Source organism: Acinetobacter sp. T63, from assembly GCF_053852345.1.
In genome coordinates this window covers 864,486-878,445 of the sequence record NZ_CM132659.1, presented here as the reverse complement: position 1 = coordinate 878,445, position 13,960 = coordinate 864,486, and the positions used below count along the sequence as shown (strand labels likewise).

The following is a 13,960-nucleotide window of genomic DNA, read 5'->3' as shown; positions in this document are numbered from 1 at the left end:
AGCTTTAACCAATATGCTCAAAATGAATGGTACAGCCCATTAATAAATGCATCAATTCAATCTGCGATGTACACCCGGTTTTTTCATAAATATTCTTAAAATAGGTACGCACCGAGCTTAACGTCAGCTTGCAATGCTCTGCAATCTCTTCAAGTTTATAACCATTAATCAGCACCTCACATAACTCAACTTCCCGATTCGACAAGTGATACTGCTGCTTTAAATAATCTTTGGCTAAATAATATTTCTGCCCGGTTTCAGTCACAAAAACCGCGACATAGGCCTGTTCTGGTAGTCCTTCAGTATTTTTTAGCTGGCTTAAATTAAAAGGAATCACCGTTAGCATTAAGGTACTCTGATCAGCTGCTGTCAGCTCAATCACCCCGCCTGGTTCTTTATTCCATTGACTTAAGTCCGAACCAGCCCCCTCAATGAGCTGATCGAGTTTGGCCTGAAAACCGCGTCCTACCTTTAAACGATTATAACGGTCCAGCTCAATCAGACTGGAGCGATTGAGTGTTTCCTGAGCTTTACTGTTGGCATAAATTAAACAGGACTGCTGATCGAGTAGCAGCACGCCTGTTTTTAAGTGATCTAGAATATGACCTAAAGCCAGTTTCTGCTGCTTCGCCTGACAAAGCTGCCGATGAATTTGTAGTGCCCGGCGTAAATGCTTACCGATCCGCTTAAGAAATTCATGCTCTTCCGGACTATAAGGCTGAGCATCGGGCGCCCGGTGAATACCCAAGACCGCCCAACGATGTTGCCCCTGATCAAGTAAAACAGCTGCGATATGACAAATCCCGGTTGGTTCCAGACAGCGCTCATAAAAGATATATTCATCTGTGCCTGGCATCTGGCCATAGGACTGCAAGTTTTGTTCAATAGTATCCCCCACCCCGATTTGCTGCCATAACGGCGCATGCAGTTTCATATCAATGACTTTAATCCGTTCGTCCTGATAGGCATCAATACAGGCTTGCGGAATATTATAAGTATGCACAAAGTCATAACTTGGACTTAACTGGTCCAAAGCGGTAAAAATCGCGGTTTTACTGTTGGTGTAGTGCACAATGGCTTCAATTACTTGCGGCCATAAACGCGTATCCATCGCGGCATCATAAATTAACCCAATGATCTGGTGTTCTTGTTCTTTCATCTCTCCCCCAGCTTAATCATTAAGCCCTACCAATTTAATACAAAAGCTCATCATACATTTAATTATTTTTGAACCATTTATCTATTTCTTACTTTTTTATGCATTAAGTTTAGTTTTACTGTATTGTGTTTTTTATTGACCTGCATATAAAAAAATCCCCGCAATTGCGGGGATTTTATTTCAACTATGTTGAAGGTAAATTATTTACCGCCAAACACATATGAAACACCTACACGGCCACCAACTTCGTTACCGCCAGCGAAACCAAGAGCAGCACTTAGAGAAGTACGGCCATCAGCAAATACGCTTGCAACACCTAGGGCACCAGCAGACTCACCTTCATAGTGACCTACACCGCCAAATACAGCGAATTGGCCAGCGCCGATGTTAGGAATTTGTTGTTGCGCAGCTAATGCGATTGCAACACCACGGTAAGCAGTTTTTTCTACGTCATCAATACGAGAGTTCAACTGATTTACACGGCTATTGAATTGAGTTAAATGTTGATCAACTTCTACTAAAGCAGCATCAACTTTAGCATCAACAGCTTTAGAAGTTTCTTCTAAGTAGCCTTTCACAGAAGTTTTTGAACCAGTAGCAGCGTCAACAAAAGCGATGTCACCAGTGGTTTCAATACCAGCTGCAGTTACTGTAGTTTGCGCTGTAACTTTACCATCTGTAGTATTTGTAGCTTGTAAACCGTAAGTTTTATTACCGGCTTGATCTACTGCAATAATACCAGTTTTAACATCTTTAGATGATGAAGTAGTTTGTCCAGCTGCTGTAACTTGGTATACATCACCACTTTCAGGGTTAGCTACATTTGGATTTGTACTTGCTACATTAATTGAAGTACCATTTACAACTGAAGTCTTAGACTCACCATAAGTTACATTTTGGCTAGAAACAAAACCTGTATTAACTAAAGTATCAACTGAACCACCTGTAGTTGTATCTGCAACACCAGCACCAACTAGAGTTAATTCGTCAACATCACCTTTAAAGTCAACTAATTTATTGCCTTCAACTTGGTAATATTTATTTTGAATTTCAAATACACGAGCACCGTCTTCTGTTGCAAATGCTTGTAATTCTGCACGAGTAGTTACCGCATCATCAGATAATTTAACTGTAGTTACAGTACCTTTTTCTAAGTCGACAATAGAACCCACTGGAGCATCAACAACAGTTAAACCATTACCTGTTAAACCTGTAACAGAGGTGCTAGTTACCGTAGTTGTTGTTGATGCTGCAGCTGTTGCTACAGTACCGTAAACATTATCACCAGCAATAGTAAAATCACGGTTACTCGTGCTGTCTAAACTTTCTTTAGTTAAGTTACCAATTTCAATATCTTTCTTAACTAATGAGCCTGTAGGTTCTAATTGTTCAAGAGGATATGCTGCTGCAATTTCCTCTTCTGGATCAATACCATCACGACCTGTTAATTCAGTATTAACCAATTGACCAGTCATTTCAAAACCAACAGTACTACCAGGAATAGTAACGCTATTGTTATAAGCATAGTAGTAGTTACGAGCTTCGTCGCTTAGATCACCACCAGCAACAATTGGATCCTGATCATCATAAGAAATTATAGTTTCTAACTGACCACCAGAAATTAGAGTTGAAAACCCAGCAACATCACCTTCAAATTTTGATAATTCACCGTTATCTGCTTGTTTATACCAACCATCAGCAAACACAGTTCCTTCGTCATTGGTAACTTTGATCTTATAAAGAACATCTTCACCATTTGAATATTTGTGAACGTTTGCCTCACCAGATTCAGTAACTGTTGCAGCTTGTGCACCAAAACCTACAACTGCTAATGCTGCTGCTATAAGCGACTTTTGAAATTTCATATAAATTTCCTTCAATTTTTATAAAAAGACTGGCCTACCCTAGGATGATGTAAACCAGCAAAACTGGGTTGAATGTCTGGTTGTTCTGGAGACTGCCATCCACCCCCTACCGCTGCTATAGCGGTCTTGAGGCAATAATATACAAAATGAAACAAACATATCAATCAAAATTTGATTTATTTTTTAATAAAAAGTAGATATTTATAGTGTAAAAATAAGAGAAATTAGATTAAGTAGCTGATAAAAAAGAAATAAAAAATTATCAATTTTTAGTTTAAAATTATTATTGATCTAGTCACCTATCGAAAGTCTCTTTAGTTACAATAATCTTTTAGGTTACAAATAATTACGCAGAATAGAATACAAATAAATGTATTATTATTGAAATCTTAGGCAAGTTTTCCTAGAATCACCTTTTTAAATCACTAGTTTATGTGTAGTTTCTAAAATTTGATGAATAGAGTCTAATTAGCAAGAGTTTATGAGCAGTCAACAAGAAAAAAAATTGTTTTCAAAGCGCTTGAAAGAAGCTCTTCAGAATGCGAAACATCCTATCAGTCCTACCTATTTATCAAAAGAGTTTAATCATCGCTATGATGGGCAACCTATATCTGTGCAATCTGCAAATAATTGGCTACTAGGTAAAGCAATTCCCAATCAAGATAAATTAGCAATTTTAGCGATTTGGCTAAATGTATCTAATCAATGGCTAAGATTTGGCGACGAAACTGCTCAATTAGATTCCTCTCTATCTGATCAGGATTCGATTGATTTAGACTTTTTTCTGAAGTTTCGGGCATTAAAAAGCCAACAAAAAGTGCTAATTAAAAATTTGATTGATGAATTCAGTCAAGACTAATTTTTTTAGTAATAAGCGCTAAGGCTTTACGTTGTTGTAGTTCATATTTTTTTATACGTTCCTCATATTCTCTGATTTTTTTATATAATAATTTCAATTCTTCTTTGCTAATTAATATGAACTCAGTGTGGTTCTTATCCACTGAGACCCTTTCACTCTTTATAATAACTGACTTATCCATTTCACAAAATATCAATTACATATTGATAACAATATAAACCAAAACTTTATATAAACCAATAAAAAAAATCTTAAAAACTAAAACTATTTTTTAGTTTACCCTCAAAAACACAATACAGTTAACACTTGCTTTCAGAAGTTTAACTTAAGTCTCAGATTCTACTTTATTTTAAACAAAAAATATAACTTTTTGTTAATAATTAAACAAAAAAATCCCTACATAAAGCAGGGATTTTTTAAGATCAGATGATCGGATGATGCTTTACATCACATCATACCGCCCATACCACCCATGCCGCCCATGTCAGGCATTGCTGGTTTTTCTTCCGGGATTTCAGTGATCATGCACTCAGTTGTGAGCATTAAGCCCGCAACAGATGCAGCATGCTCAAGTGCAGAACGGGTTACTTTCGCTGGGTCAAGAATACCCATTTCAAGCATGTCGCCGTATTCACCAGTTGCAGCGTTATAACCGAAGTTACCTTCACCATTTTTCACAGCGTTGATCACAACAGATGGTTCATCACCTGCGTTTGCCACGATTTGACGAAGCGGCGCTTCGATTGCACGGCGCAGGATGTTGATCCCTACGTTTTGGTCATCGTTGGCACCTGTTACACCGTCAAGTGCTTTGGCAGCACGTACCAGCGCAACACCACCACCAGCAACCACACCTTCTTCAACTGCAGCACGAGTTGCATGAAGCGCGTCGTCTACGCGGTCTTTTTTCTCTTTCATTTCAACTTCAGTTGCAGCACCGATTTTAATCACTGCTACACCGCCTGCTAGTTTAGCAACGCGTTCTTGAAGTTTTTCTTTGTCGTACTCAGAAGTCGATTCTTCGATTTGCGCACGGATTTGTTGAACACGCTCAGCGATTTGGCCTGCGTTACCCGCACCATCCACAATCACGGTATTTTCTTTAGATACAGTTACTTTGTGTGCAGTACCTAAGTGTTCAAGCGTTGTTTGGTCTAACTGCATACCGATTTCTTCAGAAATCACAGTACCACCAGTCAAGATCGCGATGTCTTGCAGCATTGCTTTACGACGGTCACCGAAGCCAGGTGCTTTCACCGCACATACTTTGATGATGCCGCGCATATTGTTCACAACAAGCGTCGCAAGCGCTTCACCTTCAACATCTTCAGCGATAATTAATAGTGGCTTACCTGTTTTTGCAACCGCTTCAAGAACCGTAATCAGTTCACGGATGTTGCTGACTTTCTTGTCTACCAGCAGGATGAACGGGTTTTCAAGCTCAGCAGTCAATGTATCTTGTTTGTTGGCGAAGTATGGAGAGATATAACCACGGTCAAACTGCATACCCTCTACAACGTCAAGCGCATCTTCAAAGCCTGAACCTTCTTCAACAGTGATTACGCCTTCTTTGCCCACTTTTTCCATTGCTTGTGCAATTAAAGCACCTACAGTGGTGTCAGAGTTTGCAGAGATCGAACCGACTTGTTCAATTGCTTTCGAATCAGATGCAGGTTGTGCAGTTGATTTGATTTCAGCCACTAAAGTTTTCACCGCGATGTCGATACCGCGTTTCAAGTCCATTGGGTTCATACCCGCAGTCACTGACTTGATGCCTTCGTTCAGGATGGCTTGCGCCAATACAGTTGCAGTTGTGGTACCGTCACCTGCAATGTCATTGGTTTTAGAAGACACTTCACGAACCAGTTGCGCACCCATGTTCTCGAACTTGTCTTTTAACGTGATTTCTTTCGCAACAGAAACACCATCTTTAGTGATGTGCGGTGCGCCGAAAGAACGGTCGATCACCACGTTACGGCCTTTAGGACCTAACGTTACTTTCACTGCATCTGCAAGAATGTTGACACCCGCAATCATTTTGCTACGAGCTGAATCACCAAATTTTACGTCTTTAGCTGACATGATTTACTCCAATTTTAAATCTTAACTAAATCTGATAACCATTGAGTTAGTGAGAAATTAGCCTTCTAAAACAGCTAAAATGTCAGACTCTTTCATAATAAGCAGTTCTTCACCGTCTACTTTTACAGTGGTGCCGGCATAGGTACCAAACAATACTTTATCGCCAACTTTCACATCTAATGCACGTACGCCATTGTCTGTGATTTGACCATTACCAACTGCAATGATTTCACCCTGAGCAGGTTTTTCAGCAGCAGAACCTGGCAATAAAATGCCGCCAGCAGTTTTTGTTTCTTCTTCGACACGACGAATTACTACACGGTCATGTAATGGACGAATGTTGCTCATAAATAACTCCATCAGACTAAGTCTTCGTTAGATAACTGATGACGACTTATTTATTCCTTTGGTCATCATCAAAATGAATTTTAGATGTCACTTTTGTGGGGATGGAAAAAAACGCTTCAAGGGGAAAAATGAAAAAAAATCTGTTTTTTGTCTTTTTTTTCGCCAGCCATCAGACCACTGTCGCTTTATTCCCCATATTTCTAATACGGTTCAAATTTTTGTGTGCGTTCATTAAAAAAATAGGCCTGAATTTCACCGCTGTCATGAATCACATTAAAGCTGTTATTAAAACGATGATGCAGACGATAAGACAGCGCCGTGCCGGCATGAATATCCAGCACCGGATGACTGGCCCGCAAATGATAAATCTGGTTTAAATCATAGACTGCGGACTGATGCAGATGACCATGCAACAGCCCGAACAGGCCATGCTGACTCCAGCTTTCCAGCGCCATTTTGCCAAGCATTGGACAGTCTTTTACCCCATGCGGATCATCCGGCGGGGTATAAAACGGTTGATGCGCAGCAATCAACTTGATTTTATGCGCCGGCGCCGCGGCTAGAATCTGATCGACCAGCTGGATTTGCGCCAGCGAAATATGCCCGCGGGTATGGTAACGCCGCCGGATACTGTTTAAACCAATCAGAAAAAAATGCTCGGTTTCCAGCACAGTTTCCATCTTGCCAAAAAACAGCTGATAACGCGCAAATGGATTGACAAAACGGGTCCATAAATCGAATAGCGGAATATCATGATTGCCCGGCACCACCAGATACGGCCGCTCCAGGCTGTCGAGAAACTGCTTACAGTCATAAAACTGTTTAAAACGCGCACGCTGGGTTAAATCACCACTGACCACTATCGCTTCAGCCTGATGCTCCAGGCAAAATTGCCGGATGGCTGCCATGCAGACCGGCTTTTCGGTGCCAAAATGCAAATCAGACAGATGCAGAATCATAAGACACCATCATATTTAAGGCATTTTTTTCCACTGTGACTTTTAGCGGTGGTCGCATCCGGACAATTTCACCATCAATGGCCACCTGCATGGTTTTTAGTTGTGCGTGAATCACCACCTGATCTGCAGCAAAAGTATATACATCGGGTGCTTGTTCAATTTCCCCTTTCACCAGCTGCCATAAAATTTTAAACAGGGTCAGCTTATCACTTTTCGCCACCACAATGCCGGCCACCTTGCCCTGTGCTACCGCTGTGGCAATACGCAAATTCATCTCCGACAATTGCAGCTGGTTATTGCCAAAAAATACCAGCGGGGTTTTCACTGGAAACAGCCGGCCATCCACTTCAACTTTTAATTTCAGCTCCTTGCGATGGCGAATCATTACATCCAGACCGGAGGTATAGGCATGTAAAGGAAAGCGACCCAGATAGCGGTTATACAGCTCCCGTTTCTGGATAAATAAAGGATATAGCCCCAGGCTGGCATTGTTTAAATAGATGTGTTCATTGATCCGCGCGATATGCGCCTTGCGTGGCCGGCCGGTTGCAATCACATGCGCTGCCTGAATAATATCCACCGGAATATCAAATACGCGGGCCACATAGTTAAAGGTACCTAAAGGTAAAATGCCCATGGGAATATCAGTATGAATTAGTTTGGCCGCCACAGCATTCAAGGTGCCATCGCCCCCTGCGGCCACCACCACGCCATAATTGTCCGGGTCCTGATGACGTAAAAATACCTGCGCCATTAATTCATCAAAACTGGCATACTGTTCGATATCAAAGGACTGGATTTCAAAACCGTATTGGGAAAAAATCTGGATCAGCTCTTCATACACCTCGGTTTTATGGGTCGCATGAAAGCCTGATTTTTTGTTATACACAATAGACAATGGCTTGAATTGTTCAGACATTTTGTCCACATCTTTAAAGCATTTGTTCTAATTTCAGCCAATTAAGTGGAAATTTAAAGCACCTTTATGTAAAAATCGAATTACCACCATTTATTTAATCAATAATGATTCTCAGAAAAAATTTAGATATAAATTATTGTTTTAAAAAGAAATAAATAAATTAAATAATATACATAAATATAAAAAATAAATAAGATACCCCCTTATTTAAACGTTATCTTTTTGTTTTTTATAAACTTATCATTTAGATTGCATTAACTACCAAAATAATTCCTTTAGTCCTTTAGTCTTATTTTTTTCGTCATTTTGTGCTTTAATACAGCCACTTTTTTTTCATATTTCATCTGAGCGGTTCATTTCATCTCTCAGATTGTACTTTGTACAACAGTTTGTACACATTTTAGATAGGCCTCACCATGACCCAAGTGAACGCACCAGAATTCGTTCGTCACCCTAAGCTTATTGCTTGGGTGGAAGAGATTGCTAAATTAACAAAACCAGCAAAAATTGAATGGTGTGACGGTAGCGCAGAAGAATATCAACGTTATATCGACTTGATGATCGCTAACGGCACAATGCAAGCGCTTAACCAAGAAACTCACCCTGGTTCTTATCTTGCAAACTCTGATCCTTCTGACGTAGCTCGTGTTGAAGACCGTACTTACATCTGCTCTGAAAACCAGGAAGATGCCGGTGCGACCAACAACTGGGAAGCGCCTGCAGTAATGCGCGAAAAATTGAACGGTTTATTTGACGGTTCAATGGCAGGTCGTACGCTGTATGTGGTTCCATTCTCAATGGGTCCACTCGGTTCACACATTGCACACATCGGGATCGAGTTAACTGACTCTCCTTATGTTGCAGTCAGCATGTCTAAAATGGCTCGTATGGGTAAAGCTGTTTATGACGTATTAGGTACAGATGGCGAATTCGTTCCATGTGTACACACTGTAGGCGCTCCGCTTGCCGAAGGTGAAAAAGATGTTGCATGGCCTTGCAACAAAGAAAAATACATCGTGCACTATCCAGAAACACGTGAAATCTGGTCTTACGGTTCAGGTTACGGCGGTAACGCATTGTTAGGTAAAAAATGCCTGGCGTTACGTATTGCATCGTTCATGGGTCGTCAACAAGGCTGGTTAGCTGAACACATGCTGATTCTTGGCGTGACCAATCCTCAAGGCGAAAAACACTACATCGCAGCGGCATTCCCATCTGCATGTGGTAAAACCAACTTCGCGATGCTGATTCCACCAGCAGGTTATGAAGGCTGGAAGATTGAAACTGTAGGTGACGATATTGCCTGGATCAAACCAGGTGAAGATGGTCGTCTATACGCAATCAACCCTGAAGCTGGTTTCTTCGGTGTAGCACCTGGTACAAACACCAAAACTAACCCGAACTGTATGGCGACGCTGCACAAAGACGTGATCTATACCAACGTTGCTGTGACTGACAATGGCGAAGTATGGTGGGAAGGTCTTTCTAAAGAAGCACCTGCAAACCTGACCAACTGGAAAGGTCAACCACATACTGGCGAAGAAAAAGCAGCGCATCCAAACGCGCGTTTCACCGTATCTGCAGGTCAATGTCCTTCAATTGATGCTGACTGGGAAAATCCAGCAGGTGTTCCAATCTCTGCATTCATCTTCGGTGGTCGTCGTGCAGACACAGTGCCTCTAATTTCAGAAGCATTTGACTGGGTTGATGGCGTGTATAAAGCGGCAACCATGGGTTCTGAAACCACTGCTGCTGCGGTTGGTCAACAAGGTATCGTTCGTCGTGACCCATTCGCAATGCTGCCATTCGCGGGTTACAACATGGCGGACTACTTCTCTCACTGGTTAGAAATGGGTGAGAAAGTGGGTGCGAAAGCTGAAGCTGCAGGTAACAAACTGCCTGGTATCTACAACGTGAACTGGTTCCGTCGTGATGCTGAAGGCAACTTCGTATGGCCTGGTTTCGGTCAAAACATGCGTGTACTTGAGTGGATCATTGACCGTTGTGAAGGTCGTGCAGATGCTGTAGACACTCCAATTGGCCGCGTTCCAACTTACGAACAGCTGAACTGGACTGGTTTAGATTTCTCTAAAGAGCAATTTGAAACTGTGACTGCACAAGACAAAGATCAATGGATCAAAGAACTGGAAAGCCACACTGAGTTATTCAATAAACTGGGTGATCGTTTACCAGAAGCATTGAAAAAACGTCAAGCTGAGCTTTTAGAAGCGGTTAAATCTGCTTAATTGCTGATTAACATGAAAGAGGTCGCGAAAGCGGCCTTTTTTATTGCCTGCCTATACACGCTACATTTTATCGGCAATAAATTTCAACACATCATTGAGGAAAGCAGTCGTCCCCAGGTCAGGCTTTTATGGCATACTTGAAAGTATAAATTAGAGATCATGAGCCATAATAGCGATGAACAATACTTATAAACTTTTAGGACTTGCCTGTACGGTTACCCTGCTCACTGCCTGCCAGAGTGGGCCACGCGAATTTAATGGCAATGTCGGTTATCAGATCGAAAGCCGCACTGACAGCACAGCCACCTTGGCTTACACCCTTGCAACACGCAACAATCAGCAATTAGATGAACAGCGCCTACAACGTGCCTGCCAGAAAGTGCTGGCCAGCAATAAAGTCTTTAAATTAAATATTCTCAGCGTCAATGAAATTGCCAACCCGGCGGCCGGTAATAATCTTACTGCTCCAGGACGTCAAATTGGCGATACCCGTGCCACCTTCAGCCTGTCGAATACCCCTGGCCTGCACAGCAGTGAAAATCCGGCCACACGTGATGCCCTCACTGCCCGCCCAAGCACTTTAACTGTGGTGCGCTATACCTGCTCTTAAGCTTCTGCAAGCCAATAAAAAAGACGCTGTTTACAGCGTCTTATAAAAACTGACATTACGAAATTCGGGCGACTCATCTAAATCGGGCCAAGTGGTGGCACTACGCTCATCCAGCTTTTCATATTTGGGATGGCTAAAGTTTTTCACCCGGCTGTCCGCCACCCACACTTCTGGGGCAAATTTTAAAAACTCATCCAGGAAAAAACGGTTGCATTGATCGTATAGCACATCCGCTGCGAGTAGTACATCAACCTGCTCGGCTTTGTAGAGATCATCCAGATATTCCAGTTCGACATCATTGAGTTCGGCATTGGCCCGACAGGCATCCAGACTGACCTGATCAATATCACAGCAGATCACCCGTTTAGCACCCGCCATTTTGGCAGCAATCGCCACCACACCTGAACCTGCGCCAAAATCTAGCACTACTTTATTTTTCACATGATGCGGCTCAGCTAGCAACCACTGTGCCATCGCCAATCCTGAGGCCCAGCAGAAAATCCAGTACGGCGTATCATTCCAGATCCGGCGGATCACTTCATCATCGAGTTTATCGGTGGGAAAAACCGGCGGAATCAACCAAAGTGAAATCGGTGTTTCAGGCAATTGCTGTGCCTGCAGTTCACAATGTGGAATCACATCATGCAAAGCACTTAATAGATGTTCAGGGGCTTTAGGAAATTGAAAGGTGCAGCTCATTGGGTTTTTATTCTTTATGTATTTCAGCAAAAATCTGATGTTAGAGGTTTTACCCTCATCCCAACCTTCTCCCTGAGCCGTATACGGCGCAAGAGAAGGAGTATCCATTATTTTTACAATGAATTTTCCCTCTCCTGAGCAAGATTTAAAGCACTGCTTTTAAATCGAAGCGCAAGAGAGGGTCAGGGAGAGGTCAATTTATTAACCCAAAGCCTTCTCAGCCGCTTCTACGGTTTGACGAATCAAGGTTGTAATCGTCATCGGACCAACACCACCTGGCACTGGTGTGTAAGCAGAAGCGATGTCTTCGATACCAACGAGTTGGATATCACCAACACCACCGCCTTCACGTGGGTGGAAGCCCGCATCAACGACCACTGCACCTGGCTTAATCCAGTCTTTCTGAATCAGTTCAGCTTTACCAACTGCGCCCACAATAATGTCTGCCTGCTTCACGAATTCAGCCAGGTTTTGTGTGCGTGAGTGACAGGTGGTTACAGTTGCATTGGCTTCTAGCAGCATCGCCGACATTGGTTTACCCAGAATAGCCGAACGACCAACCACCACTGCATGTTTACCCGCGATTTCGATGTTGTTTTCTTTCAGAATAGTCATGATGCCCGCTGGTGTTGCCGAACCATAGGCCGCTTCACCCATCGCCATACGACCATAACCCAAACAAGTCACACCATCGACATCTTTTTCAAGTGAAATGGCATCGAAGCAGGCACGCTCATCAATTTGTGCCGGTACCGGATGCTGTAACAGGATACCGTGTACATCAGGATTGGCATTGAGTTTTTCAATTTCAGCCAGTAACTGCTCAGTGGTGGTTTCCTGTGGAAGCTCGATTTTTAAAGAGTCCATACCGACACGGCGGCAGGCATTCCCTTTCATACGTACATAAGTTGCAGATGCACCGTCGTCACCTACCAAAATAGTCGCCAGAATTGGGGTACGACCTGTTTTCGCCTTTAATGCTTCTACGCGTGTTAACAAGTCAGCTTCAATTTGCTTTGCTAATGCACGACCATCCAAAACTAATGCCACGGCACATCTCCAAATGTTGATAGGAATCAATTTTGCAAATAATACATGATAATTTAGGCAATTTTCTTTCATATGCCGAATTTATGTGCATATGCGCGATTTATAGTATTGTTTTTTTTCCAGAGCTTGCTAATATGTGCATCACCAAGACGTGGCGGGGTGGCAGAGTGGTCATGCAGCGGACTGCAACTCCGTGGACGCCGGTTCGATTCCGACCTCCGCCTCCAATCTTGGTAAAAATGCCCGAGTGGTGAAATCGGTAGACACAGGGGATTTAAAATCCCCCGCCCTCAAAGCGTGCCAGTTCGAGTCTGGCCTCGGGCACCATTTTAACAGATCTTAAAATGGTGCAGTAAAGAATCCAGCGTCAAGCTGGTTTTTTTATGTCTGCAATTTAGCTTCTGCGTTGACCCTGCCCATGCCCCCACAACAGCCCCTGCTTTTTCTACAACAGCTACAGCAACACCATCCGGCTGCATTTAAACGAAATTTTCTGCTGTATGGCGCAATAAAAACCAAAGGCATGCTGGATGAGTGGAAAGAAATCCTCCCCTGGGTGCTGGCCCTGCTGATTTTTATTCCGCTGTCGATGGTCCTTGCAGATGTGATTCAGCAGCACTTGCCACAGTTTGATGCCGCACAAAGCAAAAGTATGGCAATTTTAGCGCTCATGTTGCTGTTGATGCTCACGACACCCTATGTGATTTATCAACTCAAACACAGTGCAGCGGCCTTATATCGCATGCTCCGCCACACCCCAATCAAACTGGCGATCGTGATTTTAGTGCAGGCGCTAAATGTCTATTACTGGCAAAGCGTGCTATTGCAAGGGATACTGTTCTTTTTTGCCCTGAGTTTTGGCTTTGTACGTTTTTATAAAGAAAACCTGTTTCGTCATGAGGCTACACCAGAACAGCAATATTGTTTGCAGCAGATTCGCCGTGCAGCGTACTGGTCATATCGTCAGCTTCGTAATACCCACCTAAAAATGTACTTTTATCCCAAAAGTTCGGCACGCTATGCAGACCTGGCGGTACAGCGGATGAAATATGCCAATCTGCATCAGCAAATCATGCAGGTTGAACACAAGTTTGCGCAGCAGATTAAATTTATTGATCTGGACAGTTATCTCAACGAAATCAGCCAATAAAAAAACCGGGACAA

The 13,960-nt window shown here is 42.7% G+C and carries 12 protein-coding genes and 2 tRNA genes; 6 read left to right on the top strand and 8 right to left on the bottom strand.

Annotated features, from left to right (window positions below; translation table 11 throughout):
• Positions 1-4: 4 nt before the first annotated feature.
• On the bottom strand, positions 5-1,159 hold the full coding sequence (locus ACVLR6_RS04205) for a LuxR C-terminal-related transcriptional regulator (protein WP_075167176.1): 1,155 nt from the start codon (positions 1,157-1,159) through the stop codon (positions 5-7).
• 200 nt (positions 1,160-1,359) lie between these two features.
• Positions 1,360-3,024, bottom strand: a complete 1,665-nt coding sequence (locus tag ACVLR6_RS04200) for a YadA C-terminal domain-containing protein (RefSeq protein WP_455995886.1) — start codon at positions 3,022-3,024, stop codon at positions 1,360-1,362.
• Between the two features lie 481 nt (positions 3,025-3,505).
• On the opposite strand from ACVLR6_RS04200, the gene ACVLR6_RS04195 reads away from it, so the two are divergent.
• Positions 3,506-3,883, top strand: a complete 378-nt coding sequence (locus tag ACVLR6_RS04195) for a hypothetical protein (RefSeq protein WP_455995884.1) — start codon at positions 3,506-3,508, stop codon at positions 3,881-3,883.
• 447 nt (positions 3,884-4,330) lie between these two features.
• Here the strand turns inward: ACVLR6_RS04195 and groL are convergent, their stop codons facing one another.
• The 4 genes from groL to ACVLR6_RS04175 all read right to left on the bottom strand — a co-directional run bounded on the left by groL (position 4,331) and on the right by ACVLR6_RS04175 (position 8,191).
• Positions 4,331-5,965, bottom strand: a complete 1,635-nt coding sequence (gene groL / locus ACVLR6_RS04190; RefSeq protein ID WP_127798938.1) for a chaperonin GroEL — start codon at positions 5,963-5,965, stop codon at positions 4,331-4,333.
• Positions 5,966-6,022: 57 nt separating this feature from the next.
• Positions 6,023-6,313 carry a co-chaperone GroES gene (locus ACVLR6_RS04185; protein ID WP_004810787.1) on the bottom strand — a complete coding sequence of 97 codons (291 nt, stop codon included), beginning with the start codon at positions 6,311-6,313 and terminating at the stop codon, positions 6,023-6,025.
• Positions 6,314-6,513: 200 nt separating this feature from the next.
• Positions 6,514-7,272, bottom strand: coding sequence for a metallophosphoesterase family protein (locus tag ACVLR6_RS04180; protein ID WP_286413986.1), 759 nt, complete (start codon positions 7,270-7,272; stop codon positions 6,514-6,516).
• Complete coding sequence (locus ACVLR6_RS04175; protein ID WP_455995882.1) at positions 7,253-8,191, bottom strand: diacylglycerol/lipid kinase family protein; 939 nt, start codon at positions 8,189-8,191, stop codon at positions 7,253-7,255. Before ACVLR6_RS04175 ends, ACVLR6_RS04180 begins: the two co-directional genes overlap by 20 nt.
• Before the next feature lie 416 nt (positions 8,192-8,607).
• On the opposite strand from ACVLR6_RS04175, the gene ACVLR6_RS04170 reads away from it, so the two are divergent.
• Positions 8,608-10,437, top strand: coding sequence for a phosphoenolpyruvate carboxykinase (GTP) (locus ACVLR6_RS04170; protein ID WP_104470892.1), 1,830 nt, complete (start codon positions 8,608-8,610; stop codon positions 10,435-10,437).
• A gap of 175 nt (positions 10,438-10,612) precedes the next feature.
• The gene (locus tag ACVLR6_RS04165) at positions 10,613-11,047 is read left to right on the top strand and encodes a hypothetical protein (protein WP_005176335.1); all 435 of its coding nucleotides are present in this window, start codon (positions 10,613-10,615) and stop codon (positions 11,045-11,047) included.
• Between the two features lie 30 nt (positions 11,048-11,077).
• Here ACVLR6_RS04165 and ACVLR6_RS04160 read toward each other — a convergent pair whose 3' ends face one another.
• Together ACVLR6_RS04160 and folD are read right to left on the bottom strand one after the other, a co-directional pair.
• Positions 11,078-11,746: a class I SAM-dependent methyltransferase gene (locus ACVLR6_RS04160; RefSeq protein ID WP_455995880.1), complete on the bottom strand. Its 669-nt coding sequence runs from the start codon at positions 11,744-11,746 to the stop codon at positions 11,078-11,080.
• A 201-nt stretch (positions 11,747-11,947) separates the two neighbouring features.
• Positions 11,948-12,796, bottom strand: coding sequence for a bifunctional methylenetetrahydrofolate dehydrogenase/methenyltetrahydrofolate cyclohydrolase FolD (folD, locus tag ACVLR6_RS04155; protein WP_005176331.1), 849 nt, complete (start codon positions 12,794-12,796; stop codon positions 11,948-11,950).
• Between the two features lie 153 nt (positions 12,797-12,949).
• Between folD and ACVLR6_RS04150 the strand changes: the two genes are divergently transcribed.
• The 3 genes from ACVLR6_RS04150 to ACVLR6_RS04140 all read left to right on the top strand — a co-directional run bounded on the left by ACVLR6_RS04150 (position 12,950) and on the right by ACVLR6_RS04140 (position 13,946).
• Positions 12,950-13,023 (top strand) — tRNA-Cys (locus ACVLR6_RS04150).
• Positions 13,024-13,037: 14 nt separating this feature from the next.
• Positions 13,038-13,123: transfer RNA gene (locus ACVLR6_RS04145), tRNA-Leu, on the top strand.
• Positions 13,124-13,214: 91 nt separating this feature from the next.
• Positions 13,215-13,946, top strand: a complete 732-nt coding sequence (locus ACVLR6_RS04140) for a hypothetical protein (protein WP_168397313.1) — start codon at positions 13,215-13,217, stop codon at positions 13,944-13,946.
• Positions 13,947-13,960 lie beyond the last annotated feature (14 nt).